The 23,229-nt window shown below is 58.8% G+C and carries 21 protein-coding genes and 1 tRNA gene; 10 read left to right on the forward strand and 12 right to left on the reverse strand.

Features of this window, described 5'->3' with window-relative positions; translation table 11 throughout:
* The first annotated feature begins 5 nt into the window (after window positions 1-5).
* The 8 genes from pal (at window position 6) to ACYZTL_RS22140 (ending at window position 5,594) form a co-directional block, all read left to right on the forward strand.
* A complete protein-coding gene (gene pal, locus ACYZTL_RS22105) occupies window positions 6-503 on the forward strand; it encodes a peptidoglycan-associated lipoprotein Pal (protein WP_461953521.1) in 498 nt (165 codons plus the stop codon).
* Window positions 504-509: 6 nt separating this feature from the next.
* Window positions 510-1,361, forward strand: coding sequence for a tol-pal system protein YbgF (gene ybgF, locus ACYZTL_RS22110; protein WP_461953522.1), 852 nt, complete (start codon window positions 510-512; stop codon window positions 1,359-1,361).
* A 165-nt stretch (window positions 1,362-1,526) separates the two neighbouring features.
* Window positions 1,527-2,174 carry a 7-carboxy-7-deazaguanine synthase QueE gene (gene queE / locus ACYZTL_RS22115; RefSeq protein ID WP_046032066.1) on the forward strand — a complete coding sequence of 216 codons (648 nt, stop codon included), beginning with the start codon at window positions 1,527-1,529 and terminating at the stop codon, window positions 2,172-2,174.
* Window position 2,175: 1 nt separating this feature from the next.
* The gene (queC, locus tag ACYZTL_RS22120; protein WP_461953523.1) at window positions 2,176-2,868 is read left to right on the forward strand and encodes a 7-cyano-7-deazaguanine synthase QueC; all 693 of its coding nucleotides are present in this window, start codon (window positions 2,176-2,178) and stop codon (window positions 2,866-2,868) included.
* A gap of 63 nt (window positions 2,869-2,931) precedes the next feature.
* Window positions 2,932-3,007, forward strand: a tRNA-Lys gene (locus tag ACYZTL_RS22125).
* 273 nt (window positions 3,008-3,280) lie between these two features.
* Window positions 3,281-4,339: a quinolinate synthase NadA gene (gene nadA, locus ACYZTL_RS22130; RefSeq protein WP_008027802.1), complete on the forward strand. Its 1,059-nt coding sequence runs from the start codon at window positions 3,281-3,283 to the stop codon at window positions 4,337-4,339.
* A gap of 128 nt (window positions 4,340-4,467) precedes the next feature.
* Window positions 4,468-4,764: a transposase gene (locus ACYZTL_RS22135; protein WP_461951414.1), complete on the forward strand. Its 297-nt coding sequence runs from the start codon at window positions 4,468-4,470 to the stop codon at window positions 4,762-4,764.
* Window positions 4,765-4,799: 35 nt separating this feature from the next.
* Window positions 4,800-5,594, forward strand: coding sequence for an IS3 family transposase (locus ACYZTL_RS22140; protein ID WP_461950135.1), 795 nt, complete (start codon window positions 4,800-4,802; stop codon window positions 5,592-5,594).
* Between the two features lie 67 nt (window positions 5,595-5,661).
* On the opposite strand, the gene ACYZTL_RS22145 is transcribed toward ACYZTL_RS22140, so the two are convergent.
* The 12 genes from ACYZTL_RS22145 to arcD (ACYZTL_RS22200) all read right to left on the reverse strand — a co-directional run bounded on the left by ACYZTL_RS22145 (window position 5,662) and on the right by arcD (ACYZTL_RS22200) (window position 20,308).
* Window positions 5,662-6,150, reverse strand: coding sequence for an RDD family protein (locus ACYZTL_RS22145; protein WP_461953524.1), 489 nt, complete (start codon window positions 6,148-6,150; stop codon window positions 5,662-5,664).
* A 96-nt stretch (window positions 6,151-6,246) separates the two neighbouring features.
* A complete protein-coding gene (locus ACYZTL_RS22150; protein ID WP_007977299.1) occupies window positions 6,247-6,459 on the reverse strand; it encodes a cold-shock protein in 213 nt (70 codons plus the stop codon).
* Between the two features lie 404 nt (window positions 6,460-6,863).
* Complete coding sequence (gene gcvT / locus ACYZTL_RS22155; RefSeq protein WP_461953525.1) at window positions 6,864-7,988, reverse strand: glycine cleavage system aminomethyltransferase GcvT; 1,125 nt, start codon at window positions 7,986-7,988, stop codon at window positions 6,864-6,866.
* 41 nt (window positions 7,989-8,029) lie between these two features.
* Window positions 8,030-9,406 carry an L-serine ammonia-lyase gene (locus ACYZTL_RS22160; RefSeq protein ID WP_008027809.1) on the reverse strand — a complete coding sequence of 459 codons (1,377 nt, stop codon included), beginning with the start codon at window positions 9,404-9,406 and terminating at the stop codon, window positions 8,030-8,032.
* A gap of 184 nt (window positions 9,407-9,590) precedes the next feature.
* Window positions 9,591-12,443, reverse strand: a complete 2,853-nt coding sequence (gene gcvP, locus ACYZTL_RS22165; protein WP_461953526.1) for an aminomethyl-transferring glycine dehydrogenase — start codon at window positions 12,441-12,443, stop codon at window positions 9,591-9,593.
* Window positions 12,444-12,454: 11 nt separating this feature from the next.
* The gene (gene gcvH / locus ACYZTL_RS22170) at window positions 12,455-12,838 is read right to left on the reverse strand and encodes a glycine cleavage system protein GcvH (RefSeq protein WP_461953527.1); all 384 of its coding nucleotides are present in this window, start codon (window positions 12,836-12,838) and stop codon (window positions 12,455-12,457) included.
* A 441-nt stretch (window positions 12,839-13,279) separates the two neighbouring features.
* Complete coding sequence (locus tag ACYZTL_RS22175) at window positions 13,280-14,788, reverse strand: sigma-54-dependent transcriptional regulator (RefSeq protein WP_461953528.1); 1,509 nt, start codon at window positions 14,786-14,788, stop codon at window positions 13,280-13,282.
* Window positions 14,789-15,017: 229 nt separating this feature from the next.
* Window positions 15,018-15,380, reverse strand: coding sequence for a DUF5064 family protein (locus ACYZTL_RS22180; RefSeq protein WP_461953529.1), 363 nt, complete (start codon window positions 15,378-15,380; stop codon window positions 15,018-15,020).
* A gap of 12 nt (window positions 15,381-15,392) precedes the next feature.
* Window positions 15,393-16,322: a carbamate kinase gene (arcC, locus tag ACYZTL_RS22185; protein WP_461953530.1), complete on the reverse strand. Its 930-nt coding sequence runs from the start codon at window positions 16,320-16,322 to the stop codon at window positions 15,393-15,395.
* Between the two features lie 185 nt (window positions 16,323-16,507).
* On the reverse strand, window positions 16,508-17,518 hold the full coding sequence (locus tag ACYZTL_RS22190) for an ornithine carbamoyltransferase (protein WP_461953531.1): 1,011 nt from the start codon (window positions 17,516-17,518) through the stop codon (window positions 16,508-16,510).
* 70 nt (window positions 17,519-17,588) lie between these two features.
* The gene (arcA, locus tag ACYZTL_RS22195) at window positions 17,589-18,845 is read right to left on the reverse strand and encodes an arginine deiminase (protein WP_461953532.1); all 1,257 of its coding nucleotides are present in this window, start codon (window positions 18,843-18,845) and stop codon (window positions 17,589-17,591) included.
* Window positions 18,846-18,880: 35 nt separating this feature from the next.
* The gene (gene arcD / locus ACYZTL_RS22200) at window positions 18,881-20,308 is read right to left on the reverse strand and encodes an arginine-ornithine antiporter (RefSeq protein ID WP_461953533.1); all 1,428 of its coding nucleotides are present in this window, start codon (window positions 20,306-20,308) and stop codon (window positions 18,881-18,883) included.
* 537 nt (window positions 20,309-20,845) lie between these two features.
* Here arcD (ACYZTL_RS22200) and arcD (ACYZTL_RS22205) point away from each other — a divergent pair.
* Together arcD (ACYZTL_RS22205) and ACYZTL_RS22210 are read left to right on the forward strand one after the other, a co-directional pair.
* Complete coding sequence (arcD, locus tag ACYZTL_RS22205; protein ID WP_461953534.1) at window positions 20,846-22,273, forward strand: arginine-ornithine antiporter; 1,428 nt, start codon at window positions 20,846-20,848, stop codon at window positions 22,271-22,273.
* Window positions 22,270-23,133 carry a DNA-3-methyladenine glycosylase family protein gene (locus ACYZTL_RS22210; RefSeq protein ID WP_461953535.1) on the forward strand — a complete coding sequence of 288 codons (864 nt, stop codon included), beginning with the start codon at window positions 22,270-22,272 and terminating at the stop codon, window positions 23,131-23,133. Before arcD (ACYZTL_RS22205) ends, ACYZTL_RS22210 begins: the two co-directional genes overlap by 4 nt.
* Window positions 23,134-23,229 lie beyond the last annotated feature (96 nt).

Here is a 23,229-nt window from a genome sequence, read left to right on the forward strand (position 1 = left end):
TCACGATGGAAATGCTGAAGTTTGGTAAATTTGCTGCGCTGGCTCTGGCCATGGCTGTAGCTGTAGGTTGCTCGTCCAAAGGCGGCGACAATGCCGGTGAAGGCGCTGTTGATCCAAACGCTGGTTACGGCGCTAACACTGGTGCCGTTGATGGCTCCCTGAGCGAAGAAGCTGCTCTGCGCGCAATCACCACCTTCTACTTCGAATACGACAGCTCGGACCTGAAGCCAGAAGCCATGCGCTCCCTGGACGTTCACGCCAAAGACCTGAAAGCAAACGGCGCTCGCGTTGTTCTGGAAGGCAACACCGACGAACGTGGTACTCGTGAGTACAACATGGCACTGGGCGAGCGTCGTGCGAAAGCCGTTCAACGCTACCTGGTACTGCAAGGTGTTTCCCCAGCTCAGGCTGAACTGGTTTCCTACGGCGAAGAGCGTCCAGTTGCTACCGGCAACGACGAGCAGTCCTGGGCTCAAAACCGTCGCGTCGAACTGCGTAAGTAATTCGTCATGCGAACGTGCCGTCGTGCTGTAACTGTTTTGGCTCTCAGTCTCGCACCGCTTGCGGTGTGGGCTGCGGTTCCTGTGGTCGATAATGACTCCGGCTATAACAATAGCGGGAGCAGTTATCCGCCTGCGGGTTACGGTACGAACGGCGCCTATGCCGGGGGAGGGGTTTCGGCCCCTGTCTCGGCACAGGGCGAGCTGTTCAATCAACTGCAATCGATGCAGGAGCAGATCTCGCGCCAACAAGGCATCATCGAAGTTCTGCAAAACGATGTAGCGCGCATGAAGCAGGAAAACCTGGAGCGATATCAGGATCTTGATCGGCGCATAGGAACCGGCGTTGCAACAGCCGCAACTCCTGAGAATTCTTCCACCGGTGGCGATTTGAACTCCCCCGGTGCAGCAGCTGGCGCAGGTGCGGGGGCGCCAGCCGCTGCCACTTCCACTCAATCGCCTGCCGCGGGTAGCGAGCCGGCGGATCCGGCGAAGGAAAAACTGTATTACGATGCAGCCTTTGACCTGATCAAGGCCAAGGATTTCGACAAGGCCAGCCAGGCTTTTGCCGCTTTCCTGCGCAAATACCCGAACAGCCAGTACGCGGGCAACGCCCAGTACTGGCTGGGCGAAGTGAACCTGGCCAAAGGCGATCTGCAAGGTGCAGGTCAGGCATTTGCCAAGGTTTCGCAGCTGTACCCAAAGCACAACAAAGTGCCTGACTCGCTGTACAAGCTGGCTGATGTAGAGCGCCGCCTCGGTCATCCCGACAAGGTCAAAGGCATTCTGCAGCAGGTTGTGTCCCAATATCCGGGCACTTCCGCCGCTCAGCTGGCCCAACGCGATCTGCAGCGCATGTAAGCTGCCTGAACCGTTTCGAAGAAACCCGCGCTTGTCGCGGGTTTTTTCGTTAGAATTCACGCCCTTTTTATGAAACACGCTTTTTGGGACCTGCGCATTGGCGGGGTTCCTTGAAGTGCCTGACGGAGGCGGACAGCCTGTTTAGCTGTTACGCCCGTGGCGACTATGCAAGACACATTGAGAATCACCGAAGTTTTCTACTCGTTGCAGGGTGAAACGCGGACCGCCGGGCTGCCCACTGTTTTTGTGCGCCTGACCGGTTGCCCATTGCGTTGCCAATACTGCGACAGCGCCTACGCGTTTACCGGCGGCACTATTCGTCCGCTCGACGACATCCTCGAGCAAGTGGCCGGTTTCCGCCCGCGTTACGTCTGTGTCACCGGCGGCGAGCCGCTGGCACAACCCAACGCCATCCCATTGCTCAAGCAGTTGTGCGACGCCGGTTACGAAGTGTCACTGGAAACCAGTGGTGCACTGGATATCTCGGCGGTAGATTCACGGGTCAGTCGCGTTGTCGACCTGAAAACCCCGGGTTCGAAGGAAGCACATCGCAACCGCTACGAGAACATCGAACTGCTTACGCCCAACGATCAGGTGAAATTTGTCATCTGCTCGCGGGAAGACTACGACTGGGCCGTGTCGAAGCTGATTCAGTACGGTCTGGACCGGCGTGCCGGTGAAGTGCTGTTCTCGCCAAGTCACCATGATCTGAATGCTCGGGATCTGGCGGACTGGGTGGTGGCGGACAACCTGCCAGTACGTCTGCAATTGCAGCTGCATAAATATCTTTGGAATGACGAGCCGGGGCGCTGATATGACGGAACCACTGAACACTGCTGAAAAACGTGCGGTCATTTTGCTGTCCGGCGGCCTGGATTCGGCGACCGTCGTGGCCATGGCCCGTGCTGAAGGCTACAGCTGCTACACCATGAGCTTCGACTACGGTCAGCGGTCACATGCCGAATTGCACGCCGCCGAGCGTGTTGCCCGGGATTTGGGTGTAGTCGAACACAAGGTGATCGGTCTGAACCTGAACGGTATCGGTGGCTCGGCACTGACCGACAGCAGCATCGACGTGCCGGAAGAGGCTGGCGAAGGCATTCCGGTGACTTACGTGCCGGCGCGCAACACGGTGTTTCTGTCTCTCGCCCTCGGCTGGGCCGAAGTACTCGGCGCGCGTGACATTTTCATCGGTGTCAACGCGGTGGATTACTCCGGTTATCCAGATTGCCGCCCCGAGTTCATCGAGTCCTTCGAGCGCATGGCCAACCTGGCAACAAAGGCTGGTGTAGAAGGCAATGGTTTCCGTATCCAGGCGCCACTGCAAAACCTCAGCAAGGCGCAAATCGTCGAGGCGGGTGTGAAGCTGGGCGTTGATTACGGCCTGACCGTTTCCTGCTATCAGGCGGACGATAATGGTCGTGCATGCGGCAAATGCGACAGCTGCAGACTGCGTGCGGAAGGCTTCGCGACCGCCGGAATCAGCGATCCAACACCTTATTTCTGATTTATTTCAAATAAGGTGTTGAATAACCTTTAAAAATCAGTATTATACGCGCCACCACACAGCGGGTCGTTAGCTCAGTTGGTAGAGCAGTTGGCTTTTAACCAATTGGTCGTAGGTTCGAATCCCACACGACCCACCATTTTTGTAGCAATTTTAAAAGTCTGGAAGGCCCACGCAAGTGAGGATTTCCGGATTTTTTTTTGCCCGCGATTTAAGGTCGGCCCGGTTCGGGGCGGCACCGCATGACACAGGTCAGAATCATCTTTTGCATCCACGGGATATTCTGTAGCCTTGCGCAGCTTCAACGCTGTCCGTGCCTGATGAATACTCACTTTCCCGGCGGTACCCTGAAGGGTCCGGAGCCGGGTGTATACTCGACTTTCGCGCGAATGCGCCTGCAGGTCTTGCGAACATGACGCAGATTTCCGAACGCCTTCTGGTTCAAGCCCACCTCGACGCCAAGCAGCCCAAGCCGCTGACGGTCGAGGAGGAGGCCTATTACCGTGCTGCCATCGCCGCCGAGCTCAAGGCTCAGGACGCGGTGCTGGTTGCCCACTTTTATTGTGATCCGGTCATTCAAGCCTTGGCTGAAGAAACCGGTGGCTGTGTCTCCGACTCGCTGGAGATGGCCCGCTTCGGCAATGCTCACCCGGCCAAGACCGTGGTGGTCGCCGGCGTGAAGTTCATGGGTGAAACCGCGAAAATCCTCAACCCTGAAAAACGCGTGCTGATGCCGACGCTGGAAGCGACCTGCTCGCTGGATCTGGGGTGCCCGGTGGATGAGTTTTCGGCGTTCTGCGATCAGCACCCGGAACGCACCGTTGTGGTGTATGCCAATACCTCGGCAGCGGTCAAAGCCCGGGCGGACTGGGTCGTGACTTCAAGCTGTGCGCTGGAAATCGTTGAAAGCCTGATGGATAACGGCGAGACGATCATCTGGGGCCCGGACAAACACCTGGGCACCTACATCCAGCGCCAGACCGGTGCCGACATGCTGCTATGGGACGGTGCCTGCATCGTTCACGAGGAGTTCAAGTCCAAGCAGCTCGAAGACATGAAGGCGCTGTATCCGGATGCGGCAATCCTGGTGCATCCGGAGTCGCCGACCTCGGTGATCGAACTGGCGGATGCCGTCGGTTCCACCAGTCAGTTGATCGCTGCGGCACAAAGCCTGCCGAACAAGACGCTGATCGTCGCTACTGACCGCGGCATCTTCTACAAGATGCAGCAGCTATGCCCGGACAAGGTCTTCATCGAGGCGCCTACGGCGGGTAACGGCGCGGCGTGCCGCAGTTGCGCACATTGCCCGTGGATGGCGATGAATACGCTTGAGCGAACGCTGAAGGCCTTGAAAGAGGGGGCGAACGAGATCTTTGTCGATCCTGCGTTGATTCCTCAGGCGATTCGCCCGCTCAAGCGCATGCTCGACTTCACTCAGGCTGCGCGGATGAAACTGGCCGGGAACGCTTAAAAGAAAAATCAAAAGATCGCAGCCTGCGGCAGCTCCTACAAGGGGAATACAAAACCCTGTAGGAGCTGCCGTGTGGTGGTCGAACGTTTTTGGACCATGATGTAGGAGCGTCGATTTAAGGAAGCATCATGGGATATCGGGTTGTTACCTCTGAGGAAAAAGCGGAAGCCATTCGCTTGGTTGTGGAGATGAATTACTCCATACCTAAAGCCTGTGAGGCTACAGGTGTGGGGCCAACAGCGTTACGCCGCTGGGTTTCACGCTGGCGCCGGGAGCAGGAAGGAATTGTGCAAGCTCCTCGCCTACAGGATCAGGAGCTGATTGAGTCGCTCCAGGCGAAACTGGCGCTACTTGAAGCCGAGAACCAAGTGCTAAAAAAGCAATTGCCCTCTCATCTAAAGGTTCTGTTCGGTCGAACCAAGTGATTGATGGCATCAGAGGGGCAATGTCGATTCGGCGTATGTGTGTCTTGTTCGGCTTGGCCCGCAGCAGCTATTACGTGAAACGTAAAGCCGTGCGGCAGCGACCAGTTTTGGGAGATCTGGGGAGTAAACTTCGTGCGTTGCATAAGCAGCATCGAGAAGCATTGGGTACTCGCGGGCTATCCAAGGAGTTGAGGAAAGAGGGAGTTTTTATAGGGCGTTATCGAATGCGTACCTTGATCAAGACCTTTGACCTACAGCGGCGCAGGCCACGTTATGCGCACTATCGCCGGGCCACGAAGCCAGCTGTCGTTGCACCGAACATACTTGATCGTCGTTTCAATCCAGCCCGGTCAGACACGCTTTGGGCAGGTGATATCACCTACATCAGAGTGGGACATGGCTGGCTGTACCTGGCAGTGGTGATGGACCTGTTTTCGCGCAGGATTGTGGGATGGGCTTGCTCACGAACAGCGGATGCCGAGCTGTCTATGAAGGCACTGAAGCTTGCGGTAGCACTACGCCGTCCGATGCCTGAACTGCTATTTCACTCTGATCAGGGCTGCCAATACACCGCCGATCGCTTTGTTGAGTGCTTGGCAGAAAACCGGATCGTTCAGAGCATGAGTCGTCGAGGTAACTGCTGGGATAACGCAGTAGTCGAGCGCTACTTCAGGACGTTGAAGCACGATTGGATGCCGGAAAACGGATACCAGAATCATTTCGAAGCGGAGAAGGATGTGATGGATTTCATCTCGCACTACAACCATCGCCGTTGCCACTCAGCCTCGAACAACTTGCCGCCTGCGCTGTTTGAGCAGCAGGCGGCTTAATGCTCCTACGGAGTGGTGCAAAAAAACTGAACCACTACACCGCAGGCTGCGATCTTTTTTGTGGCCGTTATTTGGTCTTCTTCGGAATGCGCACAAGCTGAGTATTGGAATACATGTCATGCCAGCTGCGTTTCTGTTTATCGAACAGCGACCAGATAAACCCCAGGCCCACACACAGCAAGGATGCGATCGATACGACGAACCGCAGCAGCGCTTGCCACAGGCTGATGGATGAGCCGTCAGCGTTTTGCACGCGGATACACCACACCTGCATGCCCAGGGTCTGGCCGGACCAGGTCCAGAATTTGGCGAAGAAGCCGAACAGCACGAACAACAGCACCGTCGACAACAACGGGTCGCCGTCCAGCGCGCCGGCTTCGGTCAGGGTACGCATTTTGTCCTCGCCGAGGATCGCCATCTGAATCATCTTGTAAACGCCGCTGGTGACGATCAGCAGGGCGGTGCACAACAGGAAGTCATAAAACATCGCTGCCAGGCGACGACCCAGGGTCGCGGCGGGAAAGTCGCCCTGTGGTTTGAGCAGGTGTTTCGACATGGCAGGGTTCTCGGCGAAAAAAGAAGCCATTTTACGGATTTACGCGCACAAAAAAGCCCCTGATGTCAGCATCAGGGGCTTTTTCGTTACAGAAGGTTAGGCTTCTGCTTGAACTTCGTCAGCCTGCATGCCTTTCTGGCCTTGCACAGCGATGAAGGTCACTTTCTGGCCTTCTTTCAGGCTCTTGAAGCCGTTGCCCTGAATAGCGCGGAAATGCACGAACAGATCCGGACCGCTTTCTGGAGTGATAAAACCAAAACCTTTCTCGTCGTTAAACCACTTGACGGTACCGCTCTGACGTTGGGACATTTCTTATTTCCTTTGACGCAAAAATTAATGACAGCCTCCTTCTCATGAAAGAGTACTGGGGCTGGTTGCAGGAGAGTAAGAAGACGTCGAACGGGATGTAGCTAACTTGTAGGCTACTGCCCAGGTCACGATTCCAAGCGACCCATGCAAACACAGTGAACAAACTCTACGCCAACTACGGGAGAAAAAACAAGCCCTGTGAGAGGCCCGGTTTTGCTCGCGTTGGTGGCATTCGCGCGCCAACTAGTGCTGGCTTATGCGATGGCGGTGTTCAATTGTTTTCGATCGTTATAAGCAAAGTTCATAAACGAAGCTTAGAGCCAAAGACATGCACTATTTTATGGCGATTGCGTTACACATTAGTGCACTGTTAACGCAATCGCGTTACTTATAGAAACAGTCAATCAGCCACGATAGTAGCGTTGTGGCACAAATGGCATTTTGCTTACAAGCAATGGCACCTTTTTCCCACGAACGATTGCGAAGACCGGTGTGTCGATGGCGATGTAAGCGCTGTCGAGGTAACCCATGGCCAACGGACCGCCCAGGGTCGGGCCGAACCCGCCGCTGCAAACCGTGCCGATGATGTCGCCTGCTTCGTTGACGATTTCTGCACCCTCGCGCACCGGTGTGCGTTCCTGCGGCAACAGGCCTACGCGCTTGCGGCTGACACCGGCTTGTTGCTGGGCGAACACGGTTTCAGCGCCAGGGAAGCCGCCGGCCCGCGCGCCATCGGCACGACGAGGCTTGGAGATGGCCCACAACAGGCTGGCTTCGATCGGGGAGGTCTCTGTGTTCATGTCGTGGCCATAGAGGCACAGACCGGCTTCCAGGCGCAGTGAATCGCGGGCGCCGAGGCCGATGGCCGCGACTTCCGGTTCGGCCAGGAGGGCACGAGCCAGGGCTTCGGCATCAGTGGCCGGCACGGAAATTTCGAAACCGTCTTCACCCGTGTAACCCGAGCGGCTGACAAAGCAGTCCACACCCAGCAGTTTCACACGAGCGAACTGCATGAAAGTCATCTTGGCCACTTCCGGCGCCAGGCGCGCAAGCACGGTGACGGCCGCCGGACCTTGCAGGGCCAGCAATGCGCGTTCTTCGAACAGCGGCTCAATGGTGCACTGATCAGCGATGTGCTGACGCAGGTGCGCCAGGTCCTGATCCTTGCAAGCCGCGTTGACCACCAGGAACAGTTCGTCACTACCAAGGTTGGCGACCATCAGGTCGTCGAGGATGCCACCGGTCTGGTTGGTGAACATCGCGTAACGCTGCATGCCCACTGGCAGGTCGATGATGTCCACCGGCACCAGGGTTTCCAGGGCCTTGGCGGCATTGGCGCCGGTCAGGCGGATCTGGCCCATGTGCGAGACATCGAACAGCCCGGCCTGATCACGGGTGTGCTGGTGCTCTTTCATCACGCCCAGCGGGTATTGCACCGGCATGTCGTAGCCGGCAAACGGCACCATACGGGCGCCGAGTTCGATGTGCAGTGCGTGCAACGGGGTTTTCAACAGTTGTTCGGTGGACATATCCAGCTCCTGAAAAAGTGTGCAGATGCAATGAGCGCGCATCAGCACTCGATAATGTTGACCGCCAAACCGCCACGGGCGGTTTCCTTGTATTTGCTTTTCATGTCGGCGCCGGTCTGGCGCATGGTACGGATGACTTTGTCGAGGGAGACGAAGTGTTGACCGTCGCCGCGCAGGGCCATGCGCACCGCATTGATGGCTTTCACCGAGCCCATGGCGTTGCGTTCGATGCAAGGCACTTGCACCAGCCCGCCGATCGGGTCGCAGGTCAGGCCGAGGTTGTGTTCCATGCCGATTTCGGCGGCGTTTTCCACTTGCTGCACGGTGCCGCCCAGTACTTCGCACAAGGCGCCTGCCGCCATGGAGCAGGCCACGCCGACTTCACCCTGACAGCCGACTTCAGCGCCGGAGATCGAAGCATTTTCCTTGTAGAGAATGCCGATGGCGGCGGCCGTCAGCAGAAAACGTACGACGCCGTCTTCGTTGGCGCCGGGGATGAAGCGCATGTAGTAATGCAAAACCGCCGGGACGATGCCCGCCGCACCGTTGGTAGGCGCGGTGACCACGCGTCCGCCGTTGGCGTTTTCTTCGTTGACCGCCAGGGCGTACAGATTGACCCAGTCCAGCACCGACAGCGGATCGCGCAACGACGATTCCGGGTTCTTGCACAGTTGCCGATGCAGCGCTGCCGCTCGCCGTTTGACCTTCAAACCGCCGGGCAGGATGCCTTCGTTACGGCAACCGGCGTCGACGCAGTCCTGCATCACTTGCCAGATCTTCAGCAGGCCGGCGCGGGTTTCCGCTTCAGGGCGCCAGGCACTTTCGTTGGTCAGCATCACCTGGCTGATGGACAGGCCGTAAGTGGTGCAATGTCCGAGCAGGTCCTTGGCGCTTTTGAACGGGAAGGTCAGGGGCGTGGCGTCTTCGACGATACGGTCGGCGCCGGCCGCATCTTCATCGACCACGAAACCACCGCCGACCGAATAGTACTCGCGGCTGCGGATCTGCAGACCCGCTGCGTCGAACGCGCGAAAAATCATGCCGTTGGGGTGATAGGCCAACGGTTTGCGGATCATCGCCAGGTGTTCTTTCTCGTTGAACGCAATGCTGTGTTCGCCGAGCAGGTTCAAGCGACCGTTGCCACGAATGTCTTGCAGACGGGCGGCGACGGTTTCGGTGTTCACGGTGTCCGGATGTTCGCCTTCCAGGCCGAGCAGTACGGCCTTGTCGCTGCCGTGTCCTTTTCCGGTGGCGCCGAGTGAGCCGTAGAGCTCGACTTTGACGCAGGTGGTGGCGGCCAGCAGCCCTTCACGGCGCAAACCTTCGACGAAACGCGCAGCAGCACGCATCGGGCCGACGGTGTGGGAGCTGGAGGGGCCGATGCCAATCTTGAACAGGTCGAACACGCTTAACGACATGGTTGTTCTCCGGTTTCTTTTTATAGATGCAATATCACGGGAGATGCTTTGTGTAGGAGCTGCCGCAGGCTGCGATCTTTTGATCTTGCTTTTGATGAAGATCAAAAGATCGCAGCCTGCGGCAGCTCCTACAGGGGGATGCGGTGTTCTTGAGTGGGGCGAGCGAACCCGCCCCCTCATTGCTTTAAGCGTAGCTTTCGATCGACGGGCAGGCGCAAACCAGGTTGCGATCGCCGAAGACGTTGTCGACGCGACCGACCGGCGGCCAGTACTTGCCTTCGATCAGCGACGCGACCGGATACACCGCTTGCTCGCGGCTGTACGGATGCGTCCACTCGCCAACGATTTCCTGTGCGGTGTGCGGAGCGTTTTTCAGCGGGTTATCGTCCTTGTCCAGGGTGCCGTTTTCCACCGCGCGGATTTCTTCGCGGATGCGGATCATGGCGTCGCAGAAGCGGTCCAGTTCTTCCTTGGATTCGCTTTCGGTTGGCTCGATCATCAGCGTGCCAGCCACCGGGAACGACATGGTCGGGGCGTGGAAACCGAAGTCGATCAGGCGCTTGGCGACGTCATCGACGCTGATGCCGCTGCTGTCTTTCAATGGACGCAGGTCGAGGATGCATTCGTGCGCCACCAGACCATTGCTGCCGGTGTACAGCACTGGATAGTGCTCTTCGAGGCGACGGGAAATGTAGTTGGCATTGAGGATCGCCAGTTGCGAAGCACGTTTCAGGCCCGCGCCACCCATCATTCGAATGTACATCCAGGTGATCGGCAGAATGCTCGCGCTGCCGAACGGTGCCGCGCAGACCGCGCCTTCCTTGCGCTCCATCTGGGCGTGGCCCGGCAGGAACGGGGTCAGGTGCGACTTGACGCCGATCGGGCCGACACCCGGGCCGCCACCGCCGTGAGGGATGCAGAAAGTTTTGTGCAGGTTCAGGTGGGACACGTCGCCGCCGAATTTGCCCGGTGCGCAGAGACCGACCATCGCGTTCATGTTGGCGCCGTCGATGTACACCTGGCCGCCGTTGTCATGAATGATGCCGCAGATTTCGCGGATGCCTTCTTCGAACACGCCGTGGGTCGACGGGTAGGTGATCATCAGCGCTGCGAGGTGTTCGCGGTGCTCGATGGCTTTGGCGCGCAGGTCTTCGATGTCGACGTTGCCGCGGGCATCGCAAGCCGTTACGACCACACGCATGCCAGCCATGTTGGCGGTGGCCGGGTTGGTGCCGTGGGCGGAGGACGGAATCAGGCAGATGTCGCGACGGTCTTCGCCACGGCTCTGGTGATAAGCGCGAATCGCCAGCAGACCGGCGTATTCACCTTGCGAACCGGCGTTCGGTTGCAGGGAGATCGAGTCGTAACCGGTGGCGGCGCAGAGCATCGCTTCCAGTTCGTCGGTCAGTTGCTGGTAACCGGCGCTTTGTTCGGCCGGTGCGAACGGGTGCAGGGCACCGAATTCAGCCCAGGTCACCGGGATCATTTCGCTGGCGGCGTTGAGTTTCATGGTGCACGAACCCAGCGGGATCATGGTGCGATCCAGGGCCAGGTCCTTGTCGGCGAGCTTGCGCAGGTAGCGCATCAGCTCGGTTTCCGAGTGGTAGCGGTTGAACACCGGGTGGCTGAGGATTGGCGATTGACGCACCAGAGCGGCCGGGATGGCGCTAGCAACCGAAGCGGCGATGGCGGCGAAGTCCGGCAGTGTTTTGCCGTCGGCCAGCAAGGCCCACAGGGTTTCCACATCAGCTTGCGAAGTGGTTTCGTCGAGGGACAGGCCCAGACGCTCGCCATCAACTACGCGCAGGTTGATCTGCTGTGCACGCGCCTTGTCGTGCAGTTTGGCAGTGTTGGCGCCGGTGTTCAGGGTCAGGGTGTCGAAGAAGCTGGTTTGTTCGACGGTCAGGCCCAGTGCGCTCAAGCCTTTTGCCAGGATCGCGGTCAGGTGATGAATGCGGTTGGCAATCTGTGTCAGGCCTTTCGGGCCGTGATACACGGCGTACATGCTGGCGATGTTGGCCAACAGAACCTGTGCGGTGCAGATGTTGCTGGTGGCTTTTTCGCGGCGGATATGTTGCTCGCGAGTCTGCATGGCCAGGCGCAGGGCCGGCTTGCCGAAACGGTCCACGGAGACACCGACCAGACGGCCCGGCATGTCGCGCTTGAATGCATCTTTGGTAGAGAAGTAAGCCGCGTGCGGGCCACCGAAGCCCAGCGGTACGCCGAAGCGTTGCGCGCTGCCGATGGCCACGTCGGCGCCGAATTCGCCCGGCGGGGTCAGCACGGTCAGGGCCAGCAGGTCTGCGGCGACGGCAACCAGTGCATTGGCAGCGTGGAAGCGTTCGGTCAGTGCGCGGTAATCGAACAGGTCACCGTTACTGGCCGGGTATTGCAGCAGGGCGCCGAAGAACGGCGTCACGTCAGTCAGTTCAAGCTCGTCGCCAACGACTACGTCGATGCCCAACGGCTCGGCACGGGTGCGCAGCACGTCGAGGGTTTGCGGGTGGCAGTGCACGGACGCGAAGAACGCGTGGCTGCCTTTGTTCTTGCTCAGGCGTTTGCAGAAGGTCATGGCTTCGGCAGCGGCGGTGGCTTCATCCAGCAGCGAGGCGTTGGCGATTGGCAGGCCGGTGAGGTCGCTGATCAGCGTCTGGAAGTTCAGCAGCGCTTCGAGACGGCCCTGGGAAATTTCTGGCTGGTACGGGGTGTAAGCGGTGTACCAGGCCGGGTTTTCCAGCAGGTTGCGCAGGATCGGCGACGGCGTGTGAGTGCCGTAGTAGCCCTGGCCGATGTAAGTCTTGAACAGTTGGTTCTTGGCCGCGATGCCTTTGATCAACGCCAGTGCGTCGGCTTCGCTCAGGCCATCGTCCATGCCCAGCACGCTGGTGCCTTTGATGCTGTCCGGAATGACGCTGGCGCTCAGGGCTTCCAGCGAGTCGAAACCGAGGCTGTTGAGCATCGCTTGCTCGTCGCCGGCGCGCGGGCCGATGTGGCGCGCGATGAATTCGTTGGTGGTCGTAAGGTTTACTTGAGTCATGTTCGCGCTCCTCAGGCTTCGGCGTTGGCTTTGATCAGACGGTCGTAGGCGTCCTGATCCAGCAGTGTGGCGACAGCCGAGGCATCGGTTGGCTGGAAGCGGAAGAACCAGCCTTCACCCAGCGGATCTTCGTTGACCAGCTCCGGGCTGCTGTCCAGCGCCGGGTTGACTTCAAGTACTTCGCCATCGAGTGGCATGTACACGCCGCTGGCGGCTTTTACCGATTCCACGGTGGCGGCTTCTGTGCCTTTGTCGTAGGACTGCAGCTCAGGCAGTTGTACGAAAACCACATCGCCCAGGGCGTCCTGCGCAAAAGCGGTGATGCCGACGGTGACGGTGCCATCAGCTTCGGTGCGCAGCCATTCGTGATCTTCAGTAAAACGCAACTCGCTCATGGAAACTCCTAAGGGGGCCAGACTCGTCTGGTGGACGCGATTGAATGCTTGGGCAAAAGCCCTGCTTTATGGGCGGTTACTTAGCAAAAACGCGGCCAATGTTATTTTATTGTTATAAAACAATGACTTGGGTGTTTTGTCGGGGCGCAGGAATTTCATGGCTGTAGCGAAATCGCTACACCTTGAAGCAAAGAAAAAAGCCTAGGTGGATCAAAGCCTTGCACAGCGGTGATCGGGGATGGGTGTAGCGAAATCGTTCCGCTGTAGCGCTTTCAGTACAGATGGAGGTCGCTTTTAAAACAGGTTAGCTAGGTGTGAATTGGAAACCCGGACCGTAGGAGCTGCCGAAGGCTGCGATCTTGTCCCAGGCAATACAAAAGCAAAGTCAAAAGATCGCAGCCTTCGGCAGCTCCTACGGTAAGCGTACGGCCGAATAGACGTTCAGGGCTTATTCGGAATGCCGTACTTGCGCAACCGATGGGCAATCGCGGTGTGGGAGGTCTGCAGGCGACTGGCCAGTTGCCGGGTCGAGGGATAGCTGACGTAGAGTTTTTCCAGCAAGGTTTTTTCAAACTCTTCCATCGCCTGTTCCAGGCTGTCGACTTCGCTGTCGCTCTGGCGGGCCACGGAGGTGCCGGCAATGTCGAGGTCGCCGATGTCCACCAGGCTGCTTTCGCAAATCGCGGCGGCGCGGAAGATCACGTTCTGCAGTTGCCGCACGTTGCCTGGCCAACGGTTACCCAGCAGCGCCGGGTAAGTGCCCGGTGCCAGACGACACATCGGTCGCTGAATCTGCGCACAGGCCTGCTGCATGAAATAACGGGCCAGCAGCAAAATGTCCTGACCACGTTCGCGCAGCGGCGGGACTTCGACGTTCAGGACGTTGAGGCGATAGAACAGGTCTTCGCGGAATGTGCCTTCACTGACCATTTTTTCCAGATCGCGGTGCGTGGCGCTGAGGATGCGCACGTTGACCTTGACCTCGCGATCGCCGCCCACACGCCGGAAGCTGCCATCGTTCAAGAAACGCAGCAACTTCGCTTGCAAGTACGGCGACATTTCGCCGATTTCATCGAGAAATACCGTGCCCTGATTCGCCAGTTCCATCAGCCCCGGTTTGCCGCCCCGTTGCGCGCCGGTGAAGGCGCCGGGTGCATAGCCGAACAGTTCGCTTTCGGCGAGGTTCTCCGGCAATGCCGCGCAGTTCAGCGCCAGGAATGGCGAACTGTGCCGCGTGCTGATGGCGTGACAGGCGCGGGCCACCAGTTCTTTGCCGGTGCCGGTTTCGCCCTGGATCAACAAGGGCGCATCAAGCGCCGCTACACGTTGGGCACGGGCCTTGAGGGTGCGAATCGCCGGGGATTCGCCGAGCAACGCGTCGAACCCTTCGGCATGGTCGTGGTGCAGTGCCGAGAGGCGTTCGCCGATGCGGTTCGGTTGATACAACGTCAGCAGCGCGCCGGCGTCGGTGATCGGCGTGGCGTCCAGCAACAGGGTCTGGCCGTTGACGGTGATCTCGCGCAATGGCAAGCGAAAGCCGTGTTCCAGCAGGGTGTCGAGCAGGGCGGGGTCGGCAAACAGATCCGCCACACTTTCACCGGCCGGTTCACGCCCGTACAGGGCGATCAGTGCCGGGTTCGCCAGCAGCACCTTGCCGGCGCTGTCCAGTGCCAACACCGGATCGGTCATGGCGGCGAGCAATGCATCGAGCTGCAAGTGCCGGCGCTGACCGGGAAGGATATCGACCACCGTCATCGCTTGCACACCACGCACGCTGAGCAACGCATCGTGCAGCTCTTCGAGCACTTGCGGACTGAGGGTCGGGGCGTCGATGTAGACGTTGGGCGGAACCATTTCCACCGCATCCAGATTGAGATTGCGCCCACCGAGCAAGGCCAGGACTTCCTGGGTAATGCCGACGCGGTCGATGAAACTGACGTGGATACGCATGGGGCGATTTTGGTTCTGGAGTGCGGGAGGTGGCAAGTATGCCTTGGGGCGGGCGAATGGTGAAATCCTGCGCAGGACTTCAACGCAACGCCGAACCCATGTGGGAGCGGCGGTGCGACGATTCGACTTGCTCGCGAAGGCGGAGTATCAGTCACTATCAATGTCGACTGTCAGGCCGCCTTCGCGAGCAAGCCCGCTCCCACAGGTACTGCGTTCGCACAGAATTAATTTATTCCAGGTGTTCGGGTTTTACCGGGTCGCCGGATTTCATGTTCAGTTGCACCCGCACATCTTCGAACATCGCATCGTAGTGCTTGTGGATCGAACCGATGCTGCTCAGTGCCTTCGGTATGCCGTATTTCTCGGCGATTTTCGTCACGTTGCTGGCGAAGTTGTAGGCCTGATCCTTGGGCAGGAAGAAGGGTTCATTGACCTCCTTGCCCTGAATCATTCCGTGCATCGTGAACAGCATCCCTTTGCCCTCTTTGGGATCCTGCGTAACTTCATAGTCGATGTGCACGTTGTAGCTGACATCGTCCTTGTTCAGCGCGTGGCGCTCGATGTGCAAGTGACCGGGCTCGAACGTTGCCATTGACGGTTCTCCTTATAAATAAGTTATGCCAGCTTTCGCCGTGCTGATACGCGTACCGGCCTTGCCCTGGACGATCGCCTCGATGTCCGAGAGTGAACCGATCACCGCGACTTTTCCAGTATGGCGCGCGAACTCACAGGCTGCCTGAACCTTGGGCCCCATGGAGCCGGCGGCGAAACCGAGTTTTTCCATGTCGTCCGGGTGCGCCTGGGCGATGGCTTTCTGGGTCGGTTTGCCGAAATCGATGAAGGCAGCATTGACGTCGGTGGCGATCACCAGCAGATCGCTTTCCAGCTGTTCGGCCAGCAGCGCCGAGCACAGGTCCTTGTCGATCACCGCTTCCACGCCTTGCAGTTTGCCGTGGGGGCCGTACATCGTCGGGATGCCGCCGCCGCCGGCACAGATCACGATGCTGCCTTTTTCCAGCAGCCATTTGATCGGGCGAATTTCGAAGATGCGTTTCGGTCTCGGGCTGGCCACCACACGACGGAACTTGTCGCCGTCAGGGGCAATCGCCCAGCCTTTTTCGGCGGCGAGTTTTTCCGCTTCGGCCTTGGCATACACCGGGCCGATGGGTTTGGTCGGGTTCTGGAACGCCGGGTCGTTGGCGTCGACTTCGACCTGGGTCAGGAGGGTGGCGAAGGGCACTTCGAAGTCCAGCAGGTTGCCCAGTTCCTGTTCGATGATGTAGCCGATCATGCCTTCGGTTTCGGCGCCGAGCACGTCCAGCGGGTAAGGCGAAACCGAGGTGTACGCCGCCGCTTGCAGCGACAGCAGGCCGACCTGCGGACCATTGCCGTGGGCGATGACCAGTTCATTGCCGGCATGGATCTTGGCGATTTGTTCGGTGGCGATCCGGATGTTGGCGCGTTGATTGTCCGCGGTCATGGGTTCACCACGACGGAGCAGGGCGTTACCGCCCAGAGCAACGACGATACGCATAATGCAGTCCTTTCAAGCAGAGAGGTTGTAGGCAACCCGGTCTCCTGTTGAAACTCGGTCAATGTGGGAGCTGGCTTGCCTGCGATGGCATCGCCTCGGTGTAACTGATAGACCGAGGTGATGCCATCGCAGGCAAGCCAGCTCCCACAGGGTCCGTGTTCCTGCAGGAGCGGCCGGGCGAGCCGTTAGATATCCGCCAGCGCCGCCACCAGAATCGCCTTGATGGTGTGCATGCGGTTTTCCGCTTGCTCGAAGGCGATGTTGGCCGGCGATTCGAAGACTTCTTCAGTCACCTCGACGCCATTGGCCAGGTGCGGATACCGCGCGGCGATGTCCTTGCCGACCTTGGTTTCGCTGTTGTGGAACGCCGGCAGGCAGTGCATGAATTTCACGCGCGGGTTGCCCGAGGCTTTCATCATTTGGGCGTTGACCTGATACGGCAGCAGTTGCTCGATGCGTTCGTCCCACGCTTCCACCGGCTCACCCATCGACACCCAGATGTCGGTGTGAATGAAGTCCACGCCCTTGACCGCTTCTTTCGGGTCCTCAGTGATAGTGATGCGCGCGCCGCTGTCTTCGGCGAAGGCTTTGCACTGGGCGATGAAATCGGCGTGTGGCCACAGCGCTTTCGGCGCGGCGATGCGCACGTCCATGCCCAGTTTGGCGCCGATCATCAGCAGCGAGTTGCCCATGTTGTAGCGGGCGTCGCCGAGGTAGGCATAGCTGATGTCATGCAGCGGTTTGTCGCTGTGTTCGCGCATGGTCAGGGTGTCGGCGATCATTTGCGTCGGGTGGAATTCAGCGGTCAGGCCGTTGAACACTGGCACGCCGGCGAACTTGGCCAGCTCTTCAACGATTTCCTGTTCGAAGCCACGGTACTCGATGGCATCGAACATCCGCCCCAGCACGCGGGCAGTGTCTTTCATGCTTTCCTTGTGGCCGATCTGCGACGACACCGGGTCGATGTAGGTGACGTGGGCGCCCTGGTCATGGGCCGCGACTTCGAAGGCGCAACGGGTGCGGGTCGAGGTCTTTTCGAAGATCAGTGCAATGTTCCTGCCTTTGAGGTGCTGTTGCTCGGTGCCGGTATATTTGGCGCGTTTGAGGTCGCGGGACAAATCCAGCAGGTAATGCAGCTCGCGAGTGGTGTGGTGCATCAGCGAGAGCAGGCTGCGGTTGCGCATATTGAAAGCCATGATTGGATCTCCTTGGGTTTCGGTTATCCGCCTGCTTCACGCGTGATAAACGTGAAGCAGGGCTCAGGAATTAATAGTCGATAGGGTCGCGAATGATCGGGCAGGTCATGCAGTGGCCGCCGCCACGGCCGCGTCCCAATTCACCGGCGGTGATGGTGATGACTTCGATACCGGCCTTGCGCAGCAGGGTGTTGGTGTAGGTGTTGCGGTCATAACCGATCACCACGCCGGGCTCCACGGCCACCACGTTGTTGCCGTCGTCCCATTGCTCGCGTTCGGCGGCGAAGCTGTTGCCGCCGGTTTCCACCACGCGCAACGCTTTGAGGTTGAGGGCCTTGGCCACGGTGTCGAGGAAGTTGCTTTCTTCGCGGCGGATGTCGATGTTGCCCGGCTTGCTTTCGTCCGGGTGCAGGGTGAAGGCGACGATTTGATTCACCACTTCCGGGAAGATCGTCACCAGGTCGCGGTCGCAGAAGCTGAACACGGTGTCCAGGTGCATGGCGGCGCGGGACTTCGGCAGGCCGGCGACGATGATTTTTTCGACGGCTTTGTTCTTGAACAGGTTCACCGCCAGTTGGCCGATGGCCTGGCGGGACGAGCGTTCGCCCATGCCGATCAGCACCACACCGTTGCCGATCGGCATGACGTCGCCGCCTTCAAGGGTGGAACTGCCGTGTTCCTGGTCCGGATCGCCGTACCAGATCTGGAAGTCGGCGTTGGTGAATTGCGGGTGGAATTTGTAGATCGCCGTGGTCAGCAAGGTTTCCTGACGACGCGCCGGCCAGTACATCGGGTTCAGGGTCACGCCACCGTAGATCCAGCAGGTGGTGTCGCGGGTGAACTGGGTGTTGGGCAGCGGCGGCAGAATGAAGCTGGAGTGGCCGAGGAAATCGCGGAACATCTGAATGGTCTTGCCGCCGAAACTGTCCGGCAGGTCATCGGCGGACACGCCGCCAATCAGGAACTCGGCGATCTTGCGCGGCTCCAGACTGCGAAGCCACGAACCGACTTCATTGATCAGGCCGAGGCCGACCGAATTGGCGGTGACCTTGCGTTCCAGAATCCAGTCCAGCGCTTCGGGAATCGCGACGATGTCGGTCAGCAGGTTGTGCATTTCCAGCACGTCGATGTTGCGTTCACGCATTTTGGTGACGAAGTCGAAATGGTCACGCTTGGCCTGTGCGACCCACAGCACATCATCGAAAAGCAGCTCGTCGCAGTTGTTCGGGGTCAGCCGCTGGTGGGCCAGGCCGGGGGAGCAAACCATGACTTTGCGCAGTTTGCCGGCTTCGGAATGTACGCCGTACTTAACTTTTTCCGTGCTCATTACAGTGATCCTCCAGATGACAACTCAATCAGGTGTTACAGGGTCAGGAAACCGTCATACAGCCCGTAAGCCGCCACCAGGGCGCCCACGACGACTGCGGCGAAAATCAGCTTCTCGACGTTGGTGAAAACCGGTTTGTTGACTTCAAGCTTGGCCTTGATGAACAGGATTGCGCCCGGCGCATACAGCAGCGCGGACAGCAGCAGGTATTTGACCCCGCCGGCATAGATCAGCCAGACCGCGTAAATCGACGCGACACCGCCGATGAACAGGTCCTTCTTGCGTTCGGCCACGGCGTTTTCATAGCTCTCGCCGCGTACTGCCAGCAGCAGCGCGTAAGCCGCCGACCACAGGTAAGGCACCAGAATCATCGAGGTGGCGAGGTAGATCAGCGACAGGTAAGTGCTGGCCGAAAACAGCGTGATGATGAGGAACAACTGCACCATGGCGTTGGTCAGCCACAAGGCGTTGACCGGCACGTGGTTGGCGTTTTCCTTGCGCAGGAAGGCCGGCATGGTGTGGTCCTTGGCGGCGGCGAACATGATCTCCGCGCACAGCAGCACCCACGACAGCAACGCACCGAGCAGGGAGATGATGAGGCCGACGCTGATCAACACCGCGCCCCAATGACCGACCACGTGCTCCAGCACGGCGGCCATCGACGGGTTCTGCAGTTTGGCCAGTTCCGGTTGGGTCATGATGCCCAGCGACAGCACGTTCACCAGCACCAGAAACAGCAGCACGGTGATGAAGCCGATCACCGTGGCTTTACCCACATCGCTGCGTTTTTCCGCCCGAGCCGAGAAAATGCTCGCACCTTCGATGCCGATGAACACCCACACGGTAACCAGCATCATCCTGCGCACCTGGTTCATCACGCTGCCCAGATCCGGGTTTTTCACGCCCCAGATGTCAGCGGTGAAGATGTCGAGCTTGAAGGCGAAAATCGCGATCAGGACGAACAGCAGCAGCGGCACGACCTTGGCGACGGTGGTCACCAGGTTGATGAACGCCGCTTCCTTGATCCCGCGCAGTACGAGGAAGTGCACGCCCCAGAGCAGCACTGAAGCGCCAATTACAGCGGCAACGGTGTTGCCTTCGCCGAATATCGGGAAAAAGTAACCGAGGGTGCTGAACAGAAGAACGAAGTAACCGACGTTGCCCAGCCACGCGCTGATCCAGTAACCCCAAGCGGACGAGAAACCCATGTAGTCACCGAAACCAGCCTTGGCGTAGGCGTAGACACCGCCGTCCAGATCAGGCTTTCGATTGGCAAGGGTTTGAAAGACGAAGGCCAGCGTCAGCATGCCGACGGCGGTGATAGCCCAACCGATCAGCACGGCGCCGACGTCGGCACTGGCGGCCATGTTCTGGGGCAAAGAGAAGATCCCGCCACCAATCATTGAGCCGACAACCAATGCAACAAGTGCGCCGAGTTTCAGTTTTCCGGGGGATTCAGACATTGCATGACTCCAGTGCAGGAGAAGAGAGACAACAGATTAATTCTGTTAACAATACAATCAGCTGACATAGATCAGAGCATGGGCACATTCCATTGTTAATGACAGACTTGTGAATCTTTAGCGGGCATAACGGAATTGCCGGAGAAGCCCAATCCAGAGGCCTCAGCCAGATCAAAAAGAAATAACTCGTATTGCTTGGAGTTTTTAAGCTAGTTCGTTTTTCGATTTTCGCAAATTTTTGATGACTGTTTCAGTATGGAATTGATTTATTAGGGTCAACACACAAAATTGCTGTTACCGGCTGTAGCCATAGAAGTATCGGCTATAAATAAAAGGCGTTATTCGCCATTACTTAATAAACGTTAAGATTCATTATCCATTTAGTTAAAATTATCCATTTGTGGCGAGGGAGCTTGTCGGATCGCCGCACCGTCCCGCTGGGTCGCGAAGCGGCCCCAAAAGAGGGACTGCTGCGCAGTCAGCGGGAGCAAGCTCCCTCGCCACAGGTTCAGTGCAGGGAAAAAAAGGGGACGCAGAATGTCGCAACCGACGCAAAAGCTTCGCTTGAGTGCGCTGATCGCGCTGGTGGTGGGATCAATGATTGGCGGCGGGATTTTTTCCTTGCCGCAGAACATGGCGGCCCAAGCCGATGCCGGTGCGATATTGATCGGTTGGGCCATCACTGCCGTGGGCATGCTGACGCTGGCCTTCGTGTTCCAGACGCTGGCCAATCGCAAACCCGAGCTGGATTCCGGGGTGTACGCCTACGCCAAGGCAGGGTTCGGTGACTACATGGGATTCTCTTCGGCCTGGGGTTACTGGATCAGCGCCTGGCTGGGCAACGTCGGTTACTTCGTGTTGCTGTTCAGCACCCTCGGTTATTTCTTTCCGGTGTTTGGCGAGGGCAATACGCCCATCGCCATAGGCTGCGCGTCGGTGTTGCTGTGGGCCGTGCATTTTCTGGTGATGCGCGGGATCAAGGAGGCTGCGTTCATCAATCAAGTGACTACCGTGGCCAAGATCGTGCCGCTGATCATGTTCATCGTCATCGCCGCCGTGGCGTTCAAGGCCGACATTTTTACCCGTGACATCTGGGGCCGCAGCAACCCGAATTTCGTCGGCGTGATGGATCAGGTGCGCAACATGATGCTGGTGACCGTGTTTGTGTTCATCGGCATCGAAGGCGCCAGTGTGTATTCGGCGCGGGCGGAGAAACGTTCCGATGTCGGGCGGGCGACGGTCATCGGTTTTCTCGGCGTGCTGGCGCTGTTGGTGCTGGTGAATGTGTTGTCGCTGGGGATCATGAGTCAGCCGGAACTGGCCAACCTGCAGAACCCGTCGCTGGCGGCCGTGCTGGAACACATCGTCGGGCCGTGGGGCGCGTTGTTGATCAGCATTGGCCTGGCGATTTCGCTGCTCGGTGCGCTGTTGTCCTGGGCACTGCTCTGCGCCGAGATCCTCTTCGCCACGGCGAAAGACAAAACCATGCCGGCCTTCCTGAAAAAGGAAAACGCCAACCATGTGCCGGTCAACGCGCTGTGGCTGACCAACGTGATGATCCAGATCTTCCTGCTGATCACGCTGTTTTCCGCCGGGACATACACCAGCCTGATTTACCTCGCGTCCTCGATGATTCTGGTGCCATACCTTTGGTCCGCCGCCTATGCGGTGTTGTTGAGCGGGCGGGGTGAAACCTACGAACACGCGTCGGCGGAACGGACCAAGGACTTGCTGATTGGCGGCATCGCGCTGAGTTATGCGGTGTGGCTGTTGTACGCCGGCGGGGTGAAGTATTTGCTGCTGTCAGCGTTGCTGTATGCACCGGGGGTGATCTTGTTCGCCAAGGCCAAACATGAGCAGGGTGAGCCGCTGTTTACGCTTATCGAGAAAGGGATTTTTACCGCTGTCATCAGCGGCGCGGGGCTGGCGGCGTATGGGTTGTACAGCGGTTTTCTGTCGCTGTGAGGTTATTGCTGGAGTATCAGCCGCCCTATGACTGGCCGGCGATGCTGGGTTTTTTGTCGGCGCGGGCCGTGGTCGGGATAGAGACGGTGGTCGATGGTGTGTATTCGCGCAGCATCGGGTTGAAGGGTGTTCACGGTACGTTTTCGATCAGGCCCGGGGCGGGCGATGCACTGGAAGTGACGCTGGATTTTCCTGACTCGGCGGCGGTGCCGGAGATCGTTGCACGGTTACGGCGGATGTTTGATCTGGATGCGGACCTGCCGACGATCCATCGACAGTTGAAGACTGATCCGTTGATGGCGCGGTTGATTGCCGAGCGGCCGGGGTTGCGGGTTCCGGGGGCGTGGGACGGTCTGGAACTGGCGATTCGTGCGGTGTTGGGTCAGCAGATTACGGTGGGCGCGGCGATCCGGCTGGCGGGGAAACTGGTGGCGCAGTATGGGCAGCCTCTGGCATCTGTTTTACCCGGTGTCACCCATGTTTTTCCTGAGACTGGTGATTTGGCAGAGGCGGATCTGGCGACGTTGGGCATGCCGAAAAGTCGTGGCCGTACGTTGTCGGGTGTGGCTCAGGCGTTGCTTGATGATCCGTTGTTGTTTGAACCGGGGCGTGAGGGCGGTGTGACGCGGTTGCTGGCATTGCACGGAATTGGCGACTGGACGGCGCAGTACATTGCGTTGCGGCAGTTGCGGGAGATGGATGCGTTTCCGGGTGGTGATGTGGGGTTGATCAAGGCGTTGGCGGCGATTGAAGGTGCGCGGGTGACGGCTCGGCAGCTTCAGTCCCGCGCTGAAGCCTGGCGGCCGTGGCGCGGGTATGCGGCGCAGGTTCTTTGGACATCATTGAGCCGGTCTGACTGAACTGATCCGGGATTTTTGGTGACAATTCCGACGCCTTCGCGGGCAAGCCCGCTCCCACAGGTTTAGCGTCGTGCTCATTACCGGCGTCCGACACAA

Source organism: Pseudomonas sp. LB3P81 (assembly GCF_054897965.1).

Bases quoted from the DNA above. Each gene is read 5' to 3' on its own strand.
- pal (WP_461953521.1), top strand. From the start codon at position 6: ATGGAAATGCTGAAGTTTGGTAAATTTGCTGCGCTGGCTCTGGCCATG.
- ybgF (WP_461953522.1), top strand. From the start codon at position 510: ATGCGAACGTGCCGTCGTGCTGTAACTGTTTTGGCTCTCAGTCTCGCA.
- queE (WP_046032066.1), top strand. From the start codon at position 1,527: ATGCAAGACACATTGAGAATCACCGAAGTTTTCTACTCGTTGCAGGGT.
- queC (WP_461953523.1), top strand. From the start codon at position 2,176: ATGACGGAACCACTGAACACTGCTGAAAAACGTGCGGTCATTTTGCTG.
- nadA (WP_008027802.1), top strand. From the start codon at position 3,281: ATGACGCAGATTTCCGAACGCCTTCTGGTTCAAGCCCACCTCGACGCC.
- ACYZTL_RS22135 (WP_461951414.1), top strand. From the start codon at position 4,468: ATGGGATATCGGGTTGTTACCTCTGAGGAAAAAGCGGAAGCCATTCGC.
- ACYZTL_RS22140 (WP_461950135.1), top strand. From the start codon at position 4,800: ATGTGTGTCTTGTTCGGCTTGGCCCGCAGCAGCTATTACGTGAAACGT.
- ACYZTL_RS22145 (WP_461953524.1), bottom strand. From the start codon at position 6,150: ATGTCGAAACACCTGCTCAAACCACAGGGCGACTTTCCCGCCGCGACC.
- ACYZTL_RS22150 (WP_007977299.1), bottom strand. From the start codon at position 6,459: ATGTCCCAACGTCAGAGCGGTACCGTCAAGTGGTTTAACGACGAGAAA.
- gcvT (WP_461953525.1), bottom strand. From the start codon at position 7,988: ATGTCCACCGAACAACTGTTGAAAACCCCGTTGCACGCACTGCACATC.
- ACYZTL_RS22160 (WP_008027809.1), bottom strand. From the start codon at position 9,406: ATGTCGTTAAGCGTGTTCGACCTGTTCAAGATTGGCATCGGCCCCTCC.
- gcvP (WP_461953526.1), bottom strand. From the start codon at position 12,443: ATGACTCAAGTAAACCTTACGACCACCAACGAATTCATCGCGCGCCAC.
- gcvH (WP_461953527.1), bottom strand. From the start codon at position 12,838: ATGAGCGAGTTGCGTTTTACTGAAGATCACGAATGGCTGCGCACCGAA.
- ACYZTL_RS22175 (WP_461953528.1), bottom strand. From the start codon at position 14,788: ATGCGTATCCACGTCAGTTTCATCGACCGCGTCGGCATTACCCAGGAA.
- ACYZTL_RS22180 (WP_461953529.1), bottom strand. From the start codon at position 15,380: ATGGCAACGTTCGAGCCCGGTCACTTGCACATCGAGCGCCACGCGCTG.
- arcC (WP_461953530.1), bottom strand. From the start codon at position 16,322: ATGCGTATCGTCGTTGCTCTGGGCGGTAACGCCCTGCTCCGTCGTGGT.
- ACYZTL_RS22190 (WP_461953531.1), bottom strand. From the start codon at position 17,518: ATGGCTTTCAATATGCGCAACCGCAGCCTGCTCTCGCTGATGCACCAC.
- arcA (WP_461953532.1), bottom strand. From the start codon at position 18,845: ATGAGCACGGAAAAAGTTAAGTACGGCGTACATTCCGAAGCCGGCAAA.
- arcD (WP_461953533.1), bottom strand. From the start codon at position 20,308: ATGTCTGAATCCCCCGGAAAACTGAAACTCGGCGCACTTGTTGCATTG.
- arcD (WP_461953534.1), top strand. From the start codon at position 20,846: ATGTCGCAACCGACGCAAAAGCTTCGCTTGAGTGCGCTGATCGCGCTG.